21 protein-coding genes are annotated in these 22,925 nt (G+C 31.1%); 11 read left to right on the top strand and 10 right to left on the bottom strand.

Annotated elements, in window-relative coordinates; all coding sequences use genetic code 11:
- The first annotated feature begins 342 nt into the window (after positions 1-342).
- Genes KLA_RS05375 through KLA_RS05385 form a run of 3 tightly spaced genes read left to right on the top strand, consistent with a single transcriptional unit; the run spans position 343 to position 3,028 of the window.
- Positions 343-1,377 carry a COX15/CtaA family protein gene (locus tag KLA_RS05375; protein ID WP_034644504.1) on the top strand — a complete coding sequence of 345 codons (1,035 nt, stop codon included), beginning with the start codon at positions 343-345 and terminating at the stop codon, positions 1,375-1,377.
- Positions 1,378-1,402: 25 nt separating this feature from the next.
- A complete protein-coding gene (locus tag KLA_RS05380) occupies positions 1,403-1,915 on the top strand; it encodes an IS1096 element passenger TnpR family protein (protein ID WP_013619673.1) in 513 nt (170 codons plus the stop codon).
- A gap of 54 nt (positions 1,916-1,969) precedes the next feature.
- Complete coding sequence (locus KLA_RS05385; protein ID WP_013619674.1) at positions 1,970-3,028, top strand: nucleoid-associated protein; 1,059 nt, start codon at positions 1,970-1,972, stop codon at positions 3,026-3,028.
- A gap of 59 nt (positions 3,029-3,087) precedes the next feature.
- On the opposite strand, the gene KLA_RS05390 is transcribed toward KLA_RS05385, so the two are convergent.
- Complete coding sequence (locus tag KLA_RS05390) at positions 3,088-4,173, bottom strand: hypothetical protein (RefSeq protein WP_034644505.1); 1,086 nt, start codon at positions 4,171-4,173, stop codon at positions 3,088-3,090.
- A 170-nt stretch (positions 4,174-4,343) separates the two neighbouring features.
- Here KLA_RS05390 and KLA_RS05395 point away from each other — a divergent pair, with 170 nt between their 5' ends.
- The 3 genes from KLA_RS05395 to KLA_RS05405 all read left to right on the top strand — a co-directional run bounded on the left by KLA_RS05395 (position 4,344) and on the right by KLA_RS05405 (position 8,645).
- Positions 4,344-6,794 (top strand): DUF11 domain-containing protein, encoded by a 2,451-nt coding sequence (locus KLA_RS05395; RefSeq protein ID WP_084470682.1) that lies wholly within the window; start codon positions 4,344-4,346, stop codon positions 6,792-6,794.
- An 86-nt stretch (positions 6,795-6,880) separates the two neighbouring features.
- A complete protein-coding gene (locus tag KLA_RS05400; RefSeq protein WP_013619678.1) occupies positions 6,881-7,783 on the top strand; it encodes an ABC transporter ATP-binding protein in 903 nt (300 codons plus the stop codon).
- 28 nt (positions 7,784-7,811) lie between these two features.
- Positions 7,812-8,645, top strand: coding sequence for an ABC transporter permease (locus KLA_RS05405; RefSeq protein ID WP_013619679.1), 834 nt, complete (start codon positions 7,812-7,814; stop codon positions 8,643-8,645).
- 15 nt (positions 8,646-8,660) lie between these two features.
- Here the strand turns inward: KLA_RS05405 and KLA_RS05410 are convergent, their stop codons facing one another.
- Positions 8,661-9,341, bottom strand: coding sequence for a hypothetical protein (locus KLA_RS05410; RefSeq protein ID WP_013619680.1), 681 nt, complete (start codon positions 9,339-9,341; stop codon positions 8,661-8,663).
- A gap of 135 nt (positions 9,342-9,476) precedes the next feature.
- Between KLA_RS05410 and KLA_RS05415 the strand changes: the two genes are divergently transcribed.
- Both KLA_RS05415 and uvrB read left to right on the top strand, forming a co-directional pair.
- Entirely contained in the window at positions 9,477-12,206 is a 2,730-nt protein-coding gene (locus tag KLA_RS05415) for a T9SS type B sorting domain-containing protein (protein WP_034644506.1), read from the top strand.
- Between the two features lie 134 nt (positions 12,207-12,340).
- Positions 12,341-14,326, top strand: a complete 1,986-nt coding sequence (gene uvrB / locus KLA_RS05420; RefSeq protein WP_013619683.1) for an excinuclease ABC subunit UvrB — start codon at positions 12,341-12,343, stop codon at positions 14,324-14,326.
- 100 nt (positions 14,327-14,426) lie between these two features.
- On the opposite strand, the gene KLA_RS05425 is transcribed toward uvrB, so the two are convergent.
- Together KLA_RS05425 and KLA_RS05430 are read right to left on the bottom strand one after the other, a co-directional pair.
- The gene (locus tag KLA_RS05425) at positions 14,427-14,849 is read right to left on the bottom strand and encodes an Hsp20/alpha crystallin family protein (RefSeq protein WP_013619684.1); all 423 of its coding nucleotides are present in this window, start codon (positions 14,847-14,849) and stop codon (positions 14,427-14,429) included.
- Between the two features lie 207 nt (positions 14,850-15,056).
- Entirely contained in the window at positions 15,057-15,485 is a 429-nt protein-coding gene (locus KLA_RS05430) for a TerB family tellurite resistance protein (RefSeq protein WP_232228770.1), read from the bottom strand.
- Positions 15,486-15,601: 116 nt separating this feature from the next.
- On the opposite strand from KLA_RS05430, the gene KLA_RS05435 reads away from it, so the two are divergent.
- Positions 15,602-15,988, top strand: a complete 387-nt coding sequence (locus KLA_RS05435) for a DUF1456 family protein (RefSeq protein ID WP_013619686.1) — start codon at positions 15,602-15,604, stop codon at positions 15,986-15,988.
- Positions 15,989-16,061: 73 nt separating this feature from the next.
- Here KLA_RS05435 and sucC read toward each other — a convergent pair whose 3' ends face one another.
- Complete coding sequence (gene sucC, locus KLA_RS05440) at positions 16,062-17,252, bottom strand: ADP-forming succinate--CoA ligase subunit beta (protein WP_013619687.1); 1,191 nt, start codon at positions 17,250-17,252, stop codon at positions 16,062-16,064.
- A 225-nt stretch (positions 17,253-17,477) separates the two neighbouring features.
- Between sucC and lysA the strand changes: the two genes are divergently transcribed.
- Complete coding sequence (gene lysA, locus KLA_RS05445) at positions 17,478-18,728, top strand: diaminopimelate decarboxylase (protein ID WP_013619688.1); 1,251 nt, start codon at positions 17,478-17,480, stop codon at positions 18,726-18,728.
- A gap of 30 nt (positions 18,729-18,758) precedes the next feature.
- Here lysA and KLA_RS05450 read toward each other — a convergent pair whose 3' ends face one another.
- Positions 18,759-19,430, bottom strand: a complete 672-nt coding sequence (locus KLA_RS05450) for a hypothetical protein (protein ID WP_013619689.1) — start codon at positions 19,428-19,430, stop codon at positions 18,759-18,761.
- Between the two features lie 175 nt (positions 19,431-19,605).
- Here KLA_RS05450 and KLA_RS05455 point away from each other — a divergent pair, with 175 nt between their 5' ends.
- Entirely contained in the window at positions 19,606-20,139 is a 534-nt protein-coding gene (locus KLA_RS05455; protein ID WP_013619690.1) for a thioredoxin family protein, read from the top strand.
- Between the two features lie 70 nt (positions 20,140-20,209).
- Here KLA_RS05455 and KLA_RS05460 read toward each other — a convergent pair whose 3' ends face one another.
- Genes KLA_RS05460 through KLA_RS05475 form a run of 4 tightly spaced genes read right to left on the bottom strand, consistent with a single transcriptional unit; the run spans position 20,210 to position 22,924 of the window.
- Positions 20,210-20,713, bottom strand: a complete 504-nt coding sequence (locus tag KLA_RS05460; RefSeq protein ID WP_034644507.1) for a DUF3124 domain-containing protein — start codon at positions 20,711-20,713, stop codon at positions 20,210-20,212.
- 52 nt (positions 20,714-20,765) lie between these two features.
- Positions 20,766-21,806 (bottom strand): ACR3 family arsenite efflux transporter, encoded by a 1,041-nt coding sequence (gene arsB, locus KLA_RS05465; RefSeq protein ID WP_034644508.1) that lies wholly within the window; start codon positions 21,804-21,806, stop codon positions 20,766-20,768.
- Complete coding sequence (locus KLA_RS05470) at positions 21,806-22,420, bottom strand: low molecular weight phosphatase family protein (protein ID WP_034644509.1); 615 nt, start codon at positions 22,418-22,420, stop codon at positions 21,806-21,808. Before KLA_RS05470 ends, arsB begins: the two co-directional genes overlap by 1 nt.
- A 12-nt stretch (positions 22,421-22,432) precedes the next feature.
- Positions 22,433-22,924 carry a GNAT family N-acetyltransferase gene (locus KLA_RS05475; protein ID WP_034644510.1) on the bottom strand — a complete coding sequence of 164 codons (492 nt, stop codon included), beginning with the start codon at positions 22,922-22,924 and terminating at the stop codon, positions 22,433-22,435.
- Position 22,925: the final 1 nt, after the last annotated feature.

Below are 22,925 nucleotides of genomic sequence, written 5' to 3' on the forward strand. Positions count from 1 at the left end.
TAAGTGTCTTTTCAAAAAATAATTCTTTTTTGGTTAATTTTTTCATAGTAAATAGGTTGTTAATATGGGGGATAATTATTTTGTAACAATAATTACAATATTATATCATAGGTCAAATATATGAACAAACGTTAACTATACAAGTTTAGTTGTGTTAAAAAAAAGCTTTTAAAAATCATTTTTATTATTATAATAAATACAGTGAATAACCTAATAGTGAATAAAAATTAATAATGAATATATTTACTAATACCTGTAAATAGATGATTTTATTAGTTATTTAAACTTTATTTAAAACCAAAAGAGGCGTATTTTTGCAGTACATTATAGACTTCCAAAAAAATGCAAAAAACATTTATAAAAACAGCTAAATTATCTTTAATACTAGTTTACTTAGTTATTATTGCTGGTGCAGTAGTTAGAATGACAGGTAGTGGAATGGGATGTCCAGATTGGCCAAAATGCTTTGGACAATATATACCACCAACCAATATTACAGAACTGCAATGGCAACCTTTTTCTTTCTTTAAAAAAGGAGAAGTAATTATAGTAGATAAAACATTGCAAATTGCTGCTAAAGACTTTACCTCTACTGCACAATTTAATACTGCAAATTGGGAAACTTACACTAAACATGATTATGCAACCTTTAATGCTACACATACTTGGATAGAGTATATTAATAGGCTTTTTGGTGCTTTAGCAGGCTTAGCAACACTAGTTTTAGCTATTTTATCATTAAAATACTGGAAAACAAGAAAAACAGTTACCATACTTTCTTGGGCAATAGTATTTGCTATGGTTTTTCAGGCTTGGTTGGGTGCCACAGTAGTCTATTCTGTTTTAAACCCTATAAAAATTACGGTACATATGGTAATGGCTTTAGCAATTGTTGCCATGTTATTGTATTTAATATATTCCGTAAAAGAAACATCAATTGTAATAGCCAAAGACAAAAAAACAAAACAGCTAATTATTGTTGCCCTGGTATTAACTTTACTACAAATAGTTTTAGGTACACAAGTTAGGCAAATGGTAGATGACCAAGCAGATATTGTTGGCGAAACAGCAAAACACCTGTGGTTAAAAAATGTTACAGTTACTTTTTATATACATAGGTCATTTTCTATTCTTGTTCTCTTATTAAACGCATATTTATTTTTTAGAATACAAAAATTAAAATTAGGATTAACTAAAATAAAATGGGTTCTAACACTGTTATTGTTAGAGATTGTTACTGGTGTAGCAATGAATTATGTTCATTTTCCGTTTGGTAGCCAAACACTTCACCTGGTTTTAGCTTCTCTACTGTTTGGAGTTCAATATTATATGGTATTAGAACTAGTAAATACAACTAAAAGAGATAAAACTTTGTAACTTTGCAACCCGCAAAATTTAAAAAATGATTTATAAAATTAGAATTATCTTAGATGCTAAAGATGATGTGTTCCGAGATTTAGAAATTGAAGACAGCAACACACTAGAAGATTTACACAATGCCATTACACAGGCTTTTGGTTTTTTAGGAAGCGAAATGGCATCTTTTTATACTTGTGATGAAGATTGGAACCAAGATGAAGAAATTGCTCTTTTTGATATGAGTGAAAATGGTTCTGATGTTAAATTGATGAATGAAATATTTTTAGAAGATATACTTACTGAAAAAACACCTAAACTTATTTATGTGTACGACTTTTTTAGTATGTGGACTTTCTTTGTAGAACTAGCAGATATTGTTGATAATGAAGACGGTGTTACCTACCCAAATGTGCTATTTAGTTTTGGAGAACTACCTGATAGTCCGCCTGAAAAAAACTTTGAATCTGATAACCCAGAAGGTGAAAATTTTGATGACAATTACACAGATGATTTAGGTAGTTATGAAGATTTAGATTTTGATGAAAATTGGAACTAATTTTAAATACAAATAACATACTTTTACAAATACTAATTATAAAACTAGATACCATTGATAAATTTATATTCTACTCAAATAGAAAGTATTTCTATACACCGTGTTGGTAATAAAAATAAAGGCGAAGGTGCATTTTTATCTAACCAACCGTTTACTTTAAATGATGAAACTACTGGTCTTTTAAAAGAGTACTTTTTTAAACCATTTAGAGAAAAAGAAGAAAACTATTTTAAATTTACAAATGAAGTAGATGTAGAGTTTAATGAAATATACAAGCTGGCAGCAGAAATTTTTGATGCTCCAGAAAGTTGTCATGCGGTTTCTAAAAAAGTTGCTACTCATCTTTTTGAACAGTCTAACCACCCACATATAAAAAGCGGAGAGTTATACGTAACACACCTAACAGATGTGTTATTAGACAATAAGAAAATAGATGCTATTGGTATTTTTAAAAGCGAGCTTAAGCACGATTTTCTTCAGTTAATAGAAAATGGTGAAAATATAGATATTAATATATTACAAGGTATAAATATTAATAAATTAGATAAGGGTTGCCTTATTTTTAACTCTCATAAAGAGGAAGGTTACAAAGTTTTATCTGTAGATAGTAACCGTTATGACACCAAATATTGGTTAGAAAACTTTTTAGGTGTAGATGCTTTAGCAGATGAAACATTTTACACTAAAAACTATTTAAAATTTTGTCAAAACTTTGCTAAAGATGTTGTTTTACCTGCAGAAGATAAACAACAAGAGGTATTGTTTATGAATAAGGCTGTTAACCACTTTGCTAAAAATGATAACTTTGAAGAAACAGAGTTTTTAAATGAGGTAATGGAAAACCCTGAGTTAATACCAGAGTTTAAGCACTATAAAGTAGAAAAGGGGCCTAAATTTAGTGTAGAAGACGTATCAAACTTTAATATTGCAAACAAAGCAGTTTCTGATGTTCGTAAAAAAATTAAAAATGTTATTAATTTAGATACTAACATTCAAATAAAAATGGACTTTATTAACCCAGAATCTGCAGAGAAATTTGTAGAAAAAGGTTGGGATGAAGAACGCCAAATGTACTACTACCTGGTATATTTTAATAAAGAAGAAAAAAACTAAAAACCACTAATAGCGTAGTTTTTAGCTTACCATAACATTACTAATAATGGGGTATAAGATTAATCTATTTTAATCCTATTCTCCATTATTTGTTTCATACTTACATCTTCATAATTACGCTTAACAAAATCCAGAGCTAAATCTAAAACCCTTCCCATTTTACGACATTTTTTAAACTGCATATCTAGGGTTAATTCATAAATTTCTTTTCTTAAAAGTTTTATATTTTCTGGAGTAGAAATTGTATCTTTTTTACAAATACTTCTAAGTTTTTTAATTCTATTTCCAGAACTTTTAATTCGTTTTGCTACTATAGATCGTTCTTCTAACTTGTATTGGTCTACAGAGCTTACTAAAAGTTTTTTTCGCACCAATTCTACCATCTGAAAGTTTTCTTTAAAAAACTGTGGTCTATATACTTTTAATTTTCCTTCAAAACATTGCTGGTCAAAATCTATTGCTCTTATTCTGTAAACAACATGGTCAAAATCATGCACAGGAACAATTACGTAGTTGTAAGATCTCATATCTCCCAACAACCTAATCATACAACGTTCATTAAACTTCACAAATTCTTTAGCTAGTTGTGCTTTTTCTGACTCTGTACATTTTGGCAGCATATCTTTTATAAAAACATCTCCTGGAATACCAGATATGTGTTCTTCTATTAAGGTGTCCTTGTATACTAAAAAGTTTAAATTGTATGGAGAAAGCATGTGCTCCAATTCTAAGCCGTAAATTCTAGATGCATCAGTCTTCTTAATATAAAAATATGTGAAATTATCATTTAAAATATTACGCACTTTTATTCTAAAAGGCTTAGAGTTTCCAAAAGTGCAAAAATCTACAGCATCAATATTTAAGTACTGAATTATGTTATCTCCACCATCAGAAAGTAAAATAGAATACACCTTTTTTAAGCTCAAATCTATTTCTGCCCTATCAAACTCAGAATAATATACACGTACCCATAAAGTATCGTTATCATCTGAATCATAAACAACTACAGAACCAGCAAAACGCAACAAATCTTCGTAGAAGATAGGTATTTTCATTTTTCTATTATAGTGTTCTAAATAGGCGTCTAAATTACTACTTACCGGGTAAGCAGGTTTTTTTTTAGACATTAATTTTTCATCTGACATGTACTTTTCGTTTTTAATAAAAATAGGAAATAAGTTGAGATAAAAAAGAAATAATTAGCATTTATTAACTATCAATATTAACATATTACAACAACTAGCAGCATATATACAACATATATTTAGAAATTAGGAATACAATAGCTTTATTTGTTTTACTTACAATATAGATAATGAATTATATTAAATCCTTTAAAAGACTAAGCGTACTATTATTTTTAACATTTAACTATTTTGGTTTCGCTCAATTAAGTGATTTACACTATTTACCACCTTTAAAACAAGGAGGAAATAACCAAGCTGTTAGGGAACAGGCTGTGTATTTATCTACTCCAGAAACTGCTGCCTTTACGGTAAACGTTTACCAAGGTACAATTGCTGCGCCCATAGCTACTTTAACCCTTTCTAATGGCGCTCCTGTAACATACAACTTAACAAATGGGGATAATAACATTACGTTAGTAAAAAATGCAAATACAGGTATTGTATTAACTCAAAGTGGTTTACGTTTTGAATCTCCTGGAGGAGAAAAATTTTATGTAAATTATAGAGGTAGTTCTAACTCTCAATCTACTTCGCTTACAAGTAAAGGTAGGCAAGCAATGGGACAAATTTTTAAATGGGGAGGTATACCCAATAGAGGAAACCATAATAGTTTAACAAGTACATTAGGTATTATGGCTACTGAAGATAACACAGTAATAACCTTGTCTGGCTATGACCCTAACAGTGAATTTAGGTTAGGAAATAATGCTGGAGGCATTACAGATGATACGTACCAAATAACTTTAAACGCAAATGAATCTTTTGTTTTTGAAGCATACACTAAACAAACTACTGCAAATGTTGATGGTTGGTTAGGTGCTACCTTACAATCTACCAAAGATATTGTTATAAGTAACGGTGGACTTAACATTGGTGTTAGAAACAATAATTCTAGTAGAGATGCTGCAATAGACCAGCCTGTACCCCAAAATAAAATAGGAAAAGAATATGTTTTTATTCGTGGTAATGGTAATAACGAAACAGAAAAACCAATAATTATTGGTACACAAAATAGTACTGATATATTTGTTAATGGATCTGCAACACCTATTGCTACTATAAACAACGGAGATTATTTTGAAATTCCAGATAGCTATTATTCTAGTAATGCAGCTGGTGGCAATATGTTTGTAACAACTTCTAAAGATGCATATGCTTATCAATCTTTAGCTGGTGGTACCTCTATAGTTACAGTAGGTTTAAACTTTGTTGCTCCAGTAAACTGTTTGCTTCCAGATAGTCTAGATAATATTCCAGATATAAAAGATGCCGCTGGTATTACTATGAATGGTGGTGTTACAATAATTGCTTCTACCTCTACTCCAGACGGTAATATTACTGTAACAGATGGTAATGGAAATGTTACCTTACCTGCTGCCACAACTGTTACCGGATCTGCAGATTGGAAAACCTTTTATGTTCCTAACTTAACAGGTAATGTTTCTGTACAATCTACAGGACCTATTGCCGTAGGTTTTTTAGGTTTTAATGGTGCAAGAGGTATTGCAGGCTATTTTTCTGGTTTTGATACTGTCCCAGAAGTAGACTTACAAGTAACTGGTGGTGGCTGTTTACCTGGTTCTATAATACAAGTTGTTGATGCAAATTTTGATGCATATCAATGGTTTCAAAACGGAACAGCTGTGCCTGGTGCAATATTCTCTAGCTACACACCTAATGAAGCAGGAGATTATTTTGTTAGGGTAACCAAAGGTGGTTGTACCTATGACTCTCAGCCAATAGCTGCTTATTACTGTTTACCAGATATTGTTGTGAAAAAAACAGCCAATGTAAATTTTGTTTTAGAAGGTGATGTTTTTGAGTTTAAAGTAACAGTAGAAAGCCTTGGTATTAATGATGTTACCAACTTAAAAATCACAGATGTTATTCCCGCTGGTTTAACATTACTATCCGCTAGTCCTAGCGTAGGAAGTTGGTCTGCTCCAGAATGGACAATAGGAACTCTTAGTCAAGGAGAATTGGTATCTATTATTTTAGAAGTTAGGGCAGATGAATTACCTTTTAATTCTAGTACAACATCTTACACCAATACAGTTACCAACTCCCAAGACCAAGTAGATAGTAATACTACTAGTGATGATATGTCTGAAACAATTAACATTACTAATAATGAAGTTACTGTTACAAAAGTTGCTTTACCTGCACCAGACGGATCGTATGATTCTTTAAACGAGCAAATTACGTATTTACTAATTGTAACCAATAATGGACCAAACACCCTAACTAATGTAACTATATCAGACCCTATTGCAGATTCTGGTAGTATTAGTCCGGCATCTGTTGCTACATTAGCCCCATCTGCATCTGCAAGGTTTACATTAACACATAGTATAAATAATTCAGAGCTAATGGCTTTAATGGTAACAAATAGTGCTACAGCTCAAGCAGAATTACCAAATGGTTTTAGTATTTCAGATACCTCTGATGACCCAAGTGATAGTACTAATTTTGATGCTAATAGTGATGGTGAACCAGATGATGTTACTATTGTAATTTTAGGAAGACCTAAAACAGTAATCACAAACAGAAAAATTACCCACAGAGTAAAGCTAAACTAAATTTTACAAACCTTTTTTGTAAGACTTTGTAACAAATTCTATAGTAGTTCGTCATATGACCATAACAATCATAAAACCAACTACTTTTGAAAACAATTCTTAAAGTTCAAAATCTAACAAAAAAATACGGGTATTTAACCGCTGTAAAAGACTTATCTTTTACTATTGAAAAAGGCAATGTCTATGGCATATTAGGTCCAAACGGAAGTGGCAAATCTACTACTCTTGGTATTGTACTTAATGTAGTAAATAAAACATCTGGAGATTTTAGTTGGTTTGATGGGAATACAAATACACACCAAGCATTAAAAAAAGTTGGAGCCATTATAGAAAGGCCTAACTTTTACCCATATATGACGGCTGTACAAAACTTAAAGCTAGTTTGTAAAATTAAAGAAGTAGATGAGTCTAAAATTGAAGAAAAACTAGAGTTAGTTGGACTTTTAGATCGTAAAAACAGTAAGTTTAAAACCTATTCTTTAGGTATGAAACAACGCTTAGCTATAGCCTCTGCCCTACTTAATGATCCTGAAATACTTATTTTAGATGAGCCAACAAATGGCTTAGACCCCCAAGGAATTCACCAGATTAGAGAAATTATAAAGGTTATTGCTGCTCAAGGCACCACCATATTACTAGCTTCTCACTTATTAGATGAAGTAGAAAAAGTGTGTAGCCACGTAGTAATTTTAAGAAAAGGAGAAAAATTATATTCTGGCAGGGTTGATGAAATGATTGTTAGTTATGGCTTTTTTGAACTAAAAGCAGAGGACAATGAAGCACTTTTATCATTTTTAAAACTAAATCCTAATTTTAGTAATGTTAGAGAAGAAAATGGTTTAATTATAGCAGATTTAAAAGCTGAAATGAATGCTTCAGAATTAAATAAAGAGCTGCATAATAATGGTATAATTTTATCTCATTTAGTAAAACGTAAAGAAAGCTTAGAAGAGCAATTTTTAGAGCTTACAAAAAACCAATCTAACTAATTACAACAATCAAAAAAAACTTAAAAATATGTTACGTTTACTACAAATAGAATTTATAAAACTATGGAACAACAGAGCTAGTAAAATTCTTATACTATCTTATTTTATTTTAATGATACTCATTGCTGGTATTTCTATGATAAAAGTAGATTTTGGCCCTTTAAAATTTCATATAGCAGATGTTGGTATTTTTAATTTCCCATACATTTGGCATTTTAACACCTTTATGGCTGCTTTTCTTAAGGTATTTTTAGCTATTGTTATAGTTTCTATGATAGCTAATGAGTACAGTAATAAGACTATAAAACAAAACCTAATAGACGGCTTATCAAAAAAAGAGTTGATACTTTCTAAATTTTTAACAATAGGAGTATTTTCTTTAGCCTCTACAATATTTATATTTTTAATATCCTTGCTATTAGGATTAATATATTCTGATTTTAATGAGTTTTCTATTATATTTTCTGATTTAGAGTACTTAGCTGCCTACTTTATAAAGCTTATTGGTTTTTTCTCTTTTTGCTTTTTTGTAGGTATCTTGGTAAAACGCTCTGCTTTTGCTCTAGGCTTTTTATTTATCTGGTTTATTGGAGCGGAAATTATCCCTTACACTTATTTAGCCTCTAAATATTCTAAAGAATTAGCAGATAATGTAACTAGTTTTTTCCCTTTTGGATCTATGTGGAGTACAATAACTGAACCTTTTAGCAGGTTAAATGTTATAAAATCTGCCGCAAAGCAAGTTGGTGAGGATATCTCTAGAGATTATAGTGTGCAACCTTTACAATTACTAATTGTGTTATGTTGGACCGCTATTTTTATATATTTATCATACATATTACTAAAAAAGCGAGATTTATAATCTCGCTTTTTTAATTTACGAATTGTAAAAAGAAAAAAGTTTAATTAAATCTTCTTTTTTCTTCAAATTTAAATTATTTTGCTTTATATAGCTTTCAATATCTTTCTCTTTGCTGTCAAATAATCCCATAATATCTTTTTTCTTCTTTGGTAACTTAACTGCAATGTTTTCTTTATTTGAATAATATAAAGCATCATCTTCTCTCTCTAATCTTTTTGGCTCAGATTTACCATAACCAGTTTTGGCTTTATGAGCTTCATAAAATTTAATTGTTTGTTTTAATAATAAAGAAATTTTATCTCCTTCATTTAGCAAAAGAAAGTAACCTGTTCTTTTTCCTTTATCATAATCAAACATCTTATATACTTCATTTGTACCGATAAAAGTAATAGGTAAGTCATAAAAACGAGATAAATAATAAGCATCATTACCTCGCTGAATTTCCATTTCATCTTTATAAGCATTATACCTTACAAAAAATGTTTTTTTATCCTTTGCCAATTTAGCTGGCCTAAAATCATCTACTATATAACTATCTCCTTTAATATCGTTTGATGAAGAACTATCAAAAGACGCAACAGTCATTCTACTATACAAGTTTGTTAAATTAACATCAGAAACTTGAGCCTCTAAATGTAGAACACCTATAAATAATACAATAAATAGTGTTTTTAATTTGGTTATTGATTTTTTCATAATGACTATTTTTAATAATTTTAATAATACTATAAATTTCTTACAAAAATCAAACCATTCATATAATTAATATATAATTTTATGTTAAAAAAACGAGATTTATAAGTATATTTAAGCGTTTTAGAGAACGCTTTTATGAAATCAACCACAAAACTACTCCTTGCAATAGCTATGCTATTGCCCCTACTCTCTTTTGGTCAAACTCAGGCTTCTAATTGGTATTTTGGAGAAGGTGCTGGCTTACGCTTTAATAATGATGGTAGTGTTACTGCCGTTACAGATGGTAAATTAAATACAACAGAAGGTTGCGCAACAATATCTGATGATACTGGGAACTTATTATTTTATACTGATGGCATACGTGTTTTTACAAAAGACCATACAATAATGCAGAATGGTACGGGCTTGTATGGTGATCCTTCTAGCTCGCAATCTGCATTGATTGTTCCCAACCAAAAAGACACTAATATTTTTTACATTTTTACTGTAGATACTAGTGTTTTTGAAGCAGACCCTGATTATGGCCTTAATTACTCTACTGTAGATATGTCTTTAGATGGAGGAAAAGGTGCGGTAACCTCTAAAAACGTTAGACTGTTAGATTACTGTTCTGAGAAAATTACAGCAGTTCTTAAAGATTGTTTTGATAAGTCTGTTTGGGTTATTACCTATGCAACTAATGATGGTAGTGAAGGTATTTTTGATACTTTTCACGCCTTTGAAGTTAATGATACTGGCGTGGTAACCACATCTGTAAAATCTAAAGTAAGTAGTTTAATTTCTGATAAAAGAGGTTACTTAAAACTATCTTCAGATGGTACTAAAATGGCATCGGCTAACGTTAGCCAGGGATTATATTTATATGATTTTGATGCTGACACTGGTGTACTTACAAATGAACAACGCATAAACATTAATGCTCCAAATAAAGATCCATACGGTCTAGAGTTTTCGCCTAACAACGAGTTGCTTTACGTACACACCTACAATGCTCAACAAGGATTAACCACAGAAACATCTAACCTTTTACAATACAATTTAATGGCTCCTAGTATTTCTGCTAGTGAAGTTGTTTTAGATGACAGAGATATATACCGTGGCGCATTACAGTTAGGTGAAAATGGCAAAATATACAGAACCATTGCTACTAATTATGACCAAGGCACACAGTATTTAGGTGTAATTAATAACCCTAACCAAATTGGAACAGCAGCTGGTTACCAACATAATGCCGTTAATTTACAAGGTAAATTAGCAACACAAGGCTTGCCACCTTTTATACAGTCTTTTTTTGCTAAAGAAGATTTGGTTAAAAATACAGACGGTAGTACCAGTCCGTCTTTAACTATTTGTGAGGCAGATAACTTTACGCTAGAAGTAGACAATCTTCCTGGAGCAACTTACACTTGGTCTTTAAATGGAGTTCCAATAACAAATAATAGTAATGTATTAAATGTTACTAATGCTACATTAGCAGATGCAGGAAAATATGCATTAGAAGTGACTCCTGCAGACCCAGCTGAATGTCCCATAATTGGTGAAGCACAAGTAAATATAAATCCGTTACCTATTGCTATAAATACCACTTTAACACAGTGCGATTTAGACAGTGATTCTACAGATGGTTTTGCTAGCTTTAATTTAGAGCAAGCTAGTTTTGATATCTCTAACGGTATTGCAGAGAATACGGTTAACTTTTATGCTTCTGTTGCAGACAGAGATGCCAATTTACCTATAACAAACCCTGTTGGTTTTACAAACACAAACTTTAAAAGCCAAACAATTTATACTAGTGTTACTAATGAAAATGACTGTGTTGTGTATGCAGAACTTTATTTAGAGGTACAACCCACCACTAGCAGCTTACCAACTAAATTACCTTATTATGCTTGTGATATTAATCCTTTAGATACAGAGGTTACTGGATCTTTTAATTTAGAAGATATAAAAACTTTAGACTACCCAGGCTTAGAAGTTAATTTTTATGCATCTATCACAGATGCATCTTTAGAATTAAACCCAATTTCTGGTGAAAATTACATTTCTACTAGTGCTACATTATATGCAAGATTAGAAGCTAGCAACCAATGCCAAGGTGTAGAAGAAATTACTTTAATTGTACAGCCAACACCACAAGTTATTATTAATGATGAGTATTATTTGTGCACAGATAATCCTATTTTAGAGCTTAATGCAGAACCAGGTTATGATATTTACCAATGGTTTAAAATTGAAGCTAATGGCACAGAAAATTTAATATCTAGCTCTGCTAATACTGTTATTAATACTATAGGAAACTACAGATTAGAACTTGGATACAGTTATAATGGCGGCGCACAAAACTGCACAAACTCTAAACAATTTGTTGTTACGCCATCTAACATTGCTACTATTACTAATGTAGAAGTTAAAGATTTAAGTAACAATAATAGCATTAGCATTATTGTTACTGGAGATGGTGATTATGAGTATGCTATTTTAGATCCCCGTGGACCTTACCAAGATAGCAACACTTTTACAAATGTGCCTGCTGGTATTTTAGAGGTATTTGTTAGAGATAAAAAAGGATGTGGAACTACAGCTCCTTATAGTGTTTCTGTAATTGGTTACCCTAAAATGTTTACTCCTAATGGAGATGCTATTAATGATACGTGGCAAATTAACGGTATAAGCACTACTTTTTTAGCTAAAAGTGATATTTATATTTTTGATAGGTATGGTGTACTTGTTGCTAAAATAGATCCTAGCTCTAATGGTTGGGATGGTGACAGCAAAGGTATTCCTGCTCCTGAGTCTGATTATTGGTTTAGAGCTAAATTAGAAAATGGCAGAGACTTTAATGGTCATTTTTCTTTAAAACGATAAGCTGCGCTAGGGATTGAAGCGGCACCACGTATTTGCCCTAAAGCAAAACGGAGTATAGCGTAAAGCCCGCCCGAGCGCCCAAAATACATTGCTTATTTGTATGCTTTTATTGCGGTATTTGTTACTTTTAATCTATGAAATTTAAAGTTGTATCAAAATTTGAACCTACTGGTGACCAACCACAAGCAATTAAAGAGTTGGTTAAAGGGGTAAATGAAGGAGAAAAACACCAAACTTTACTAGGAGTTACAGGCTCTGGAAAAACGTTTACGGTGGCAAATGTGGTAGAAAAGGTACAAAAACCTACCTTGGTTTTAGCACATAATAAAACCTTGGCTGCGCAATTGTACTCTGAGTTTAAGCAGTTTTTTCCTGAGAATGCTGTGGAGTATTTTGTGTCTTATTATGATTATTACCAACCTGAAGCTTATATACCTACTACGGGAACTTTTATAGAAAAGGATTTATCTATTAATGAAGATATAGAAAAATTGCGTTTAAGTGCCACTTCTTCCCTATTGTCTGGCCGTAGAGACGTGATTGTTATTGCATCTGTGTCTTGCTTATATGGTATTGGTAACCCTGTAGAGTTTCAGAAAAATGTAATTTCTATTAAAAGAGACCAGGTAATATCTAGAACCAAATTTTTACATCAATTGGTACAGAGTTTATACTCTAGAACTACTGAAGATTTTAGAAATGGTAATTTTAGAGTTAAAGGAGATGTGGTAGATGTTTTTCCTAGTTATGCAGATCATGCGTTTAGAATTCATTTTTTTGGTGATGAAATAGAAGAAATTGAAGCTTTTGACCCATTACACAACAAAGTATTAGAGGTATATGAAAATTTAAATATTTACCCTGCTAATATGTTTGTAACATCGCCAGATATTTTACAAAATGCCATACACGCTATACAAGCAGATATGGTAAAACAGGTTGATTATTTTAAGGAAATTGGAAAACATTTAGAAGCTAAACGTCTTGAGGAACGTACTACTTTTGATTTGGAAATGATACGTGAACTTGGCTATTGTTCTGGTATAGAAAACTACTCTAGATATTTAGATGGTAGACTACCGGGAACTAGACCCTTTTGTTTATTAGATTATTTTCCGGATGATTATTTAATGGTGATAGACGAGAGTCACGTTACTGTACCACAAGTACACGCTATGTATGGTGGTGACAGAAGTAGAAAAGAAAACTTAGTAGAATATGGTTTTAGATTACCAGCTGCAATGGATAACAGACCATTAAAGTTTGAAGAGTTTGAAATGATACAAAACCAAGTAATACACGTAAGTGCTACACCTGCAGATTATGAATTGCAGCTAAGTGGTGGTGTGTATGTAGAGCAAGTAATTAGACCTACAGGCTTACTAGACCCTATAATAGAAATAAGACCTAGTTTAAACCAAATTGATGATTTGGTAGAGGAAATACACTTACGTATAGAAAAAGATGAGCGCACTTTAGTTACTACACTTACTAAGCGTATGGCGGAAGAATTAGCTAAATATTTAGACCGAATTAGTGTACGTTGCCGTTACATACATAGTGATGTAGATACTTTAGAACGTGTAGAAATTATGCAAGATTTGCGTAAAGGTTTGTTTGATGTACTTATTGGTGTTAACCTTTTAAGAGAGGGATTAGATTTACCTGAGGTGTCTTTAGTTGCTATTTTAGATGCGGATAAAGAAGGTTTTTTACGTAGTGCACGCTCTTTAACACAAACTGTAGGTAGAGCTGCAAGAAATGTAAACGGTAAAGCCATTATGTATGCTGATAAAATTACAGCTAGTATGCAAAAAACTATTGATGAAACAAACTACAGAAGAGAACGCCAAATTGCTTACAACACTAAACATAACAAAAAGCCTATGGCTTTAAATAAAAGTTTGGATAGTGCTTTGTCACAAAATTCAGTTTCTACTTACCATTTTGAAAAAGAAGAAGCAAGAGCTGCAGAACCAGATATGGCTTACTTAACTACAGACCAAAAGGATAAAATGATACGTGAAAAACGTAAAGCTATGGAAAAAGCTGCTAAAGAATTAGATTTTATGGAAGCCGCTAAATTAAGAGATGAAATAAAAGCTTTACAGGAAAAATAAAAAATGCCCTAAGTAATTTTACTTAGGGCACTTTACAAAAACTAACCAACCAAATCTAATATTGCTTTATCCTAGCGTATAAAACAATATTTTAAACTTATTATGCAATCTCTATTAACCTTTTTGGCTTAGGTAATGCTTCTTCTTTTTTAGGTAACGTAAATTTTAAAACTCCATTTTTATAGGTAACATTAATACTATCTTCATTTATAGTATCTGGCAAACTAAAGGTTCTTTTAAAACTTTTTACACTAAATTCTTTTAATGAGAACTTTTCGTTTACATCTGTTTTAACTTTTTCATCTAACACAGATACAGATAAAATATTTTTATCTATTTCTATATTAAAATCTTCTTTTTCTCTACCTGGAGCTAATAACTCTAAAGTGTAATCTTTTTCGTTTTCCTTAATATTTACTGGTGCTGTATTAGATGTATTATTCTCTAAGCCACCATACCAATCTGTATTTAATATTTCATTTAATAATGAAGGAAAAACTGTATTTCTTTTAACTAAACTCATAACTAACAATTTTAAATTTTAATAATTATTCTTGTTATGTTACTTTTCAAATTATATACCAACCATAAATTAGTGACTTTTTGTCACAAATAACTGGTGTGTATATGACAAAAGGACAGGATTTAAATATTATACACGCCAAATTATGCTGTACCTAATTAAAAAAGGAGACACAGTTATGAAAAAAATAGTAATAAAGGAGTTGTATTAGTTCTGCTGTGCTTTAAAAGCTTGCTCTATAACATTTAATGGAACCTCTTTATTAGGGTAATTATGCATTATAGATAATACTTGTTGTATGGCCATTGGAGATAAGCCCATACCTAAACCTAATTTATGTAGTTTATTAATTTCTAATATAGATTGTTTTTCATCTACATTCATTAATTTAACTAGGTTAAAAAAATGACTAATTTTTTCTGCTTCTGTACCTGGTTTTATACGTTCTATTTTTGCTTCAAAAAGAGAGTCTAAAACAACAGCATCTACACCCAAATCTTCTGCAACTTCTACTAAAAAGTCATACTCAGATTGTACTAGGCCGTCAACCTTTGCCAAATCAATTAAATCTAATAATATACTTAGTTTTTTTAAATAATTGGTTTTTACAGACATAGCTAATTTTATTAGCGGCAATATACTGCATTTTATAAAAAACATCCAAGAAATGGTTCATAAATTGTATAACTGATACATATCTATGTATCAATGGTATATTTATAGTAACTTTGTACAAAATAATATATTTATATATGACGAATAATGATGTCCTAAAAAAATTGAGAGTAGCACTTATGCTACGTGATGATGATATTGTGGAAATATTAAAATTGGTAGACTTTAAAATTTCAACAAGTGAACTTGGTGCTTTTTTTAGAAAAGAAGATCATCCTAAATATATGGAGTGTGGTGATCAAATATTACGTAATTTTTTAAACGGATTGGTTATATATTTACGCGGTTCTAAGGACAACCCAACTACACCTGCTGAGGCTTTGGCTAAAAAAGGAAAAACTACTTTACCTAAAAAAAAGATATACAACAATAACAAACCTAAACCTATTTATAAAGATAAGGTTAGAGAAAAAAATAAAAATCAGGACTTAAGTACTGTAAAATACAAGAACAAAAAGAAATAATTTTTTGTTGGGTACAAAAAAAGGGACAATCACTTAGATTGTCCCTTTTTTAGTATATTTAATTGTATGTAGCTTAAGCTAATACTTCCTTTACTTTATCTGCAGCTTCTTGGAATTGTACAGCAGACTGTACATCTAAACCAGAATTATCTATTAATTCTTTAGCTATATCTGCATTAGTACCTTGTAAACGTACAATAATTGGAACGTTTATAGTACCCATATTTTTATAAGCATCTATAACACCTTGTGCAACACGGTCACAACGTACAATACCTCCAAAAATATTTATTAAGATTGCTTTAACAGCAGGATCTTTTAGTATAATTTTAAAAGCAGCTTCTACACGTGCAGCATCTGCAGTACCACCAACATCTAAAAAGTTAGCTGGCTCACCACCTGCTTGCTTAATTAAATCCATAGTTGCCATTGCTAAACCAGCACCGTTAACCATACAACCAACGTTACCGTCTAAGTCTACATAGTTTAACCCTAATGCACCCGCTTCAACCTCAATTGGGTTTTCTTCACGCAAATCTCTCATTTCTGCGTATTGCTTTCTTCTGTAAAGTGCATTATCATCTATAGATACTTTAGCATCTACAGCCATTATTTTATTGTCTGATGTTTTTAACACTGGGTTAATTTCAAACATACTAGAATCACTCTCTACATAAGCTTTGTATAAAGAAGCAACAAATTTTGTCATTTCTTTAAATGCTAAACCAGATAAGCCTAAGTTAAAAGCAATTTTACGTGCTTGAAAACCTAGTAAACCTGTTGCTGGGTCTATTTCTTCAGTAAAAATTAAGTGTGGAGTTTTTTCTGCAACCTCTTCTATATCCATACCACCCTCTGTAGAATACATAATCATATTTCTACCAGTAGCTCTGTTTAATAAAACAGACATATAAAATTCTGATGTTTCACTCTCACCTGGGTAGTATACATCTTCAGCTACTAAAACTTGGTGAACTTTTTTACCCTCTGCAGAAGTTTGCGGTGTAATTAGGTTCATCCCTATAATGTTACCTGCAATTTCTTCTACTTCGTTTAAATTTTTGGCAAGTTTAACTCCCCCACCTTTACCTCTACCACCAGCATGTACTTGTGCTTTTATTACATGCCATCCAGTGCCAGTTTCTTGTGTAAGTTGCTTTGCAGCAGTTACAGCTTCTTGTGCGTTATGAGCAACAATGCCACGTTGTATACGTACGCCAAAGCTTGCTAAAATCTCTTTTCCTTGATATTCGTGAAGGTTCATATATATTAGGTATATTTTGTTCTGGTACAAAAATAAGAAACCAAGGTCAATTTCTCTAATTAATTTTAAGTTAGCTTACTATAATTATAGTGTATACTCCTAAATGAATCGTAAAAATGTTTTATTTATAACAAATTGTTATTTTTTAATAATATTGCAACTATATTTTTTGAAGCTATAAATAACTATCTTAGTTTTGTCTAATAAAATATAAACAATATACTTATGCAAGCATCCGATTTATTAAAAATTGCAAAAACATACGGAGATCCCGTTTATGTATATGATTCGGAAAAAATAGTTTCCCAATACCAAAGATTAACTAATGCATTTAAGGGTGTTAAAAAATTAAAATTAAACTATGCCGCAAAGGCGTTGTCTAACATATCTATATTACGCCTAATGAATTCTTTAGGTAGTGGTTTAGACACTGTGTCTATACAAGAAGTAGAATTAGGGCTTTTAGCTGGTTTTAAACCAGAATCTATTATATATACACCAAACGGAGTATCTTTAGAAGAAATTGAAAAAGCTGCTGCTTTAGGTGTACGTATTAATATAGATAACTTGTCTGTATTAGAACAATTTGGTAGTAAACACCCAAATATTCCTGTTTGTATTAGAATTAATCCACACGTTATGGCCGGAGGTAACTCTAACATTTCTGTTGGTCATATAGATTCAAAATTTGGAATTAGTATTCATCAAATACCACATTTATTACGTATTGTAGACCTAACTAAAATGAATATTAATGGTATACATATGCATACTGGTAGTGACATTTTAGATATTGACGTTTTCTTATACGCTTCTGAAATACTTTTTGAAACTGCTAAAAACTTTAAAAACTTAGACTTTATTGACTTTGGTAGCGGATTTAAAGTACCATATAAAACTGGTGATATAGAAACTAACGTAGAAGAATTAGGTCAGAAATTAAGTGCAAAGTTTAATGACTTTTGTAAAGAATATGGTAAAGAATTAACCTTAGCATTTGAACCTGGTAAGTTTTTAGTGAGTGAATCTGGTTTCTTTTTAGCAAAAGTAAATGTAGTTAAACAAACTACATCTACAGTGTTTGCTAGTATAGATTCTGGTTTTAATCACCTAATTAGACCTATGCTTTATGGATCATCTCATGAAATTTTAAACATTTCTAATCCAGAAGGAAGAGAACGTTACTACTCTGTTGTAGGTTACATTTGTGAAACGGATACTTTTGCTAGCAACCGCAGAATTAATGAAATATCTGAAGGAGATATTTTATGTTTCCGCAACGCAGGTGCTTATTGCTTTACTATGGCTAGCAATTACAACTCTAGATTTAGACCACCAGAGGTATTATGGCACAATGGCGAGGCAATTTTAATAAGAGAAAGAGAAACTTTTGATGATCTTATTAAAAACCAAATAGATGTAAAAAATTTATTTTCGAAAAAAGAAATGAAAAAAGAAAAAGCCACTGCTAAATAAGCAGTGGCTTTTGCCTTTAACTAACTAAACTTACAAACTTTCTTCTAACTTATTTTCTAATTGTTTATTAAAATCTGATTCAAATTTTTCTTTAAAATTAACCTCCAACTCTAAATTACCTTCTGCATTTTTCTTTACATTTAATTTGTTTATGGTTGATGCAATTGTTAATACACTAACAGTTTCTAGTGCCTCTTTACCTGATTTATAACTTCCAATATTTTTAAGACTTTGTAGTAAACTAGAAAAAAATTGCTGCATCTGAAATTTTTCTATTTTAGAATCTTTTACCTCTTCGAGTGCTGTATTTACCAATGTAACACTAAAAGTGTTTTTTAAATACTCTTCTATTTCCCTCTGTATTCTTTTTAGCTCTAAAGGTGTTGGCACCAATTCATCTTTAACTTCAAAATATGTATCATCTGTTAAAATATCTACAAAACGCACAAAATTTATAATGCTAATACACGCTATATCTGCAATTTTAACATAACTAATTTTTTCACCAGAAACCAGCACCACAATACTATTTTCTACATTTATTTTTATTGGACTCCCTTCTAAAAACAAACCTGTAGTTAAATGCAAAGAAACAACAGCTTTACTTTTTTGATTAATAATTGTATTATGTTCTACAATTTTATCTAAAATAACTCTTGGAGTTTCTACCAATAAAGATGGAAAAAGTTTTTGTATATTCATCTTATACTATTTTAATTTATACAGCAAAATTATAAGCATTAGAACACCCATACTACCCTTGTTTTAGTAAAAACCAATCACGGTAAACAGGGAGTATAGTATATTTGTAAAATAATTTTTTATATTTTTCGTTAGCTTTGTTAAGGTTGATGGACTAAAAACTAAAATATTTACTATGAAATTAAAATCTATAAACGCTTTACAGATTTGTGCTATATTCTTTTTAGCATTTACATCTTTTACAACAAATGCTCAAGAAGTAAAATGGCTTAGCTGGGAAGAAGCTATAGAGCTAGCTGCAAAAGATAAAGAGCCTAAAAAAATGTTTATAGATGTTTACACAGATTGGTGCGGATGGTGTAAAAAAATGGATGCAGATACATTCCAAAATCCTGAAGTAGCTGAATATATGGCAAAAAACTATTATATGGTAAAGTTAGATGGTGAACGTAAAGAGCCATTAGAATACAAAGGACAAACTTATAAATTTGTTGCGTCTGGAAGAAGTGGTTACCACGAGTTTGCTGCTGCATTAATGCAAGGTAAAATGAGTTACCCAACTACTATTTTTTTAGATGAAAAACAACAAATGTTATCTCCTGTACCTGGCTACCAAAAACCTAAACCATTTTTAAAAATTGCCAAATATTTTGGTGAAGATATACACAAAACAAAAAAATGGGCTGAATATGACTCTAAAACAGAATAAGCCCACATATAGTATAAAAAAAGCGCTCTAAACTAGTTTAGAGCGATTTTTTTATACTTAAATTTAAGATTTAGTCTATTACTTTTCCTTGCGTCACAAAAGACAAACCTTGCTGACCTTTGGTAGATATAAAAACACCTTCAAAAAGCGGATTACTTGATAACTTACTTATCTTCCAATTAAAAATAAAATTACCTCCAGTACCACCCTCTTTATTATGCTCATCTATAACAATAGCTACACTCTCCATAGGAGCTATATATATTGGCTTTTTTGCATAATTACGAATAGACTTACCTACGGTATTAAAATACTCTGCTTTTATAATATACAAAGTATCTGTACTGCTAGTATTACGCATATTTATTGTTGCTGTTAAGTCATGCGTTGTATGCTCTGACTGACTATAAACTTGTGAATAAACAGATAAATAAGTTTTACCTGTTTTTAAAGAATCTGGGATTTTAAACCCTACACTTCTCTTATCCCAGTTTACCGTACTTAAAGTATTAACATCCTTGTGCTCTGTACAAGAAACAACAGCAAATATTAGTAATAAAACAAAGCTTCTCATTATAATTTGTTTGAAAGACTAAGTTACATAAAAATAAATTTTATCTATACTATTATGCCTTACTAAAATACTTTTTCTTAAACCAGAATGATACTCTAACCAACAATATTAAAGCAGGTACTTCTACTAAAGGTCCTATTACACCTGTAAAAGCCTGACCAGAATTTAATCCAAAAACAGCAATAGCTACAGCAATAGCTAACTCAAAATTATTACCTGCAGCGGTAAATGCTACAGCAGTTGTTTTATCATAACTTGCTCCTGTTGCTTTTGTAAAGAAAAACCCTATAATAAACATTAATGTAAAGTATATTAATAATGGTATAGCAATAATTACAACATCCATAGGTATTTCTACAATTAACTCTCCTTTTAAAGAGAACATTAGCACAATAGTAAACAGCAATGCTATTAAAGTTAATGGTGAAATAGTAGATATAAACTTAGTATTGTACCACTCTTCTCCTTTTAATTTTACAAGTATTAATCTACTTAAAATACCTAATAAAAAAGGAATTCCTAAATATATAGCAACACTTTCTGCTATAGCACTAACAGATATATCTACAATAGCACCTTCAAAACCAAAGTAAGGAGGCAAAACAGTAATAAATAGCCAAGCATAAAAACTATACGCAAATACCTGAAAAATACTATTTAAAGCCACTAAACCAGCTCCGTACTCACTACTACCCTCTGCCAAATCATTCCATACAAGAACCATTGCTATACAACGTGCCAAACCTATTAAAATAAGTCCAACCATATACTCTGGATAATCTTGTAAAAAAATTATAGCCAAGAAAAACATTAATACAGGTCCAATAATCCAGTTAAGAATTAAAGAAATAGATAATATTTTTGTGTTTTTAAACACTTTTGGTAAGAGTGCGTAATTCACTTTTGCCAGTGGTGGGTACATCATTACTATTAGCCCAATTGCTATTGGAATATTTGTAGTTCCACTACTAAAAGAATCTATAATGCCCGGAAAACTTGGTACAAAATAACCTATACCTACACCTAGTAACATTGCAATAAAAATCCACAATGTTAAGTAACTATCTAAAAAACTTAATTTTTTACCCGCCATTATTTCTTAATATTTGAAAAGATATAAAACATTTCTGCAGCAATTTGCGTGCTTCTTTCTTGGTATTTTTCTGCTTGTTGTGGTGTACCATCAAAAGCTTTTGGATCTTCAAAAGTTATAGGAACACGTTTTTCTGCACCTGCTATAAAAGGACAACCACCATCTGCTTGCGAGCAAGTCATAATTGCAGCAAATTCTGAAGCAGGATTAAATTCTGCATCATACTTTTTAGAAAAACCAATAATTGGTGCTGCATTTACACCATATTTTATACTATAAACAGGATTGTCTGTACCTGCTAGTTTTTCTATTTTAAAGCCAGTGTTACTTAATGTGGTTGCTACCATAGGAAAAAGAGCTGTTGCTTCTGTTCCACCAGAATAACAAGCAACATTTTTAACATTAAAATAAGCTGCCATTGTTTGCGCCCATACTTGAGACAAGTGACTTCTTCTAGAGTTGTGTGTACAAATAAAATTTAAACGAATGTCTTCATTTTTAGTTGCTTTTTCTTGTACATAATCTGCTAAAGGTTGTAAAATTGCCTTACGCTCATTACTAACTTCTACTTTTTTTAAATCACCAATAAAGGAGTTAATTTCTTCAAAAATCATTTTTTAAACTTTTTAAATTCCCACAATTGCGCTTCTGCGCTCTAAAATTATATTATCTAGCCACTTACCGTTAAGTCTACCAATTTTTTCTCTGTAACCTATTTCTCTAAAACCACATTCTTTATGCAAGTGTAAACTAGCTTTATTAGCTCTCATAATACCAGCTTGTAACGTCCAAATATTATTTTGCTCACTAATAGTTATTAACTGTTTTAGCAGTAATTTACCATAACCTTTGCCTCTGGCATTAGCTGCCACATAAACACTAACTTCTGCTACACCGCCATAAACACACCTAGATGAAACTGCTGCTAAAGAAGCCCAACCTTGCATAGTACCCTCATTAGCAAACAATGCAATACACCCAAATGGCAAATGAGCTTTGCTCCACACATCCCAAGTTGGAACTTTAGTTTCAAAAGTTGCTACACCAGTGCTTATACCATCTTGATAAATTTTGGCTACACTAGAGTAATTAGCTTTAGAAATTGGTTTAAATTCCATT

It is taken from the genome of Cellulophaga geojensis KL-A (genome assembly GCF_000568425.1).
Taxonomy (GTDB): domain Bacteria; phylum Bacteroidota; class Bacteroidia; order Flavobacteriales; family Flavobacteriaceae; genus Cellulophaga; species Cellulophaga lytica.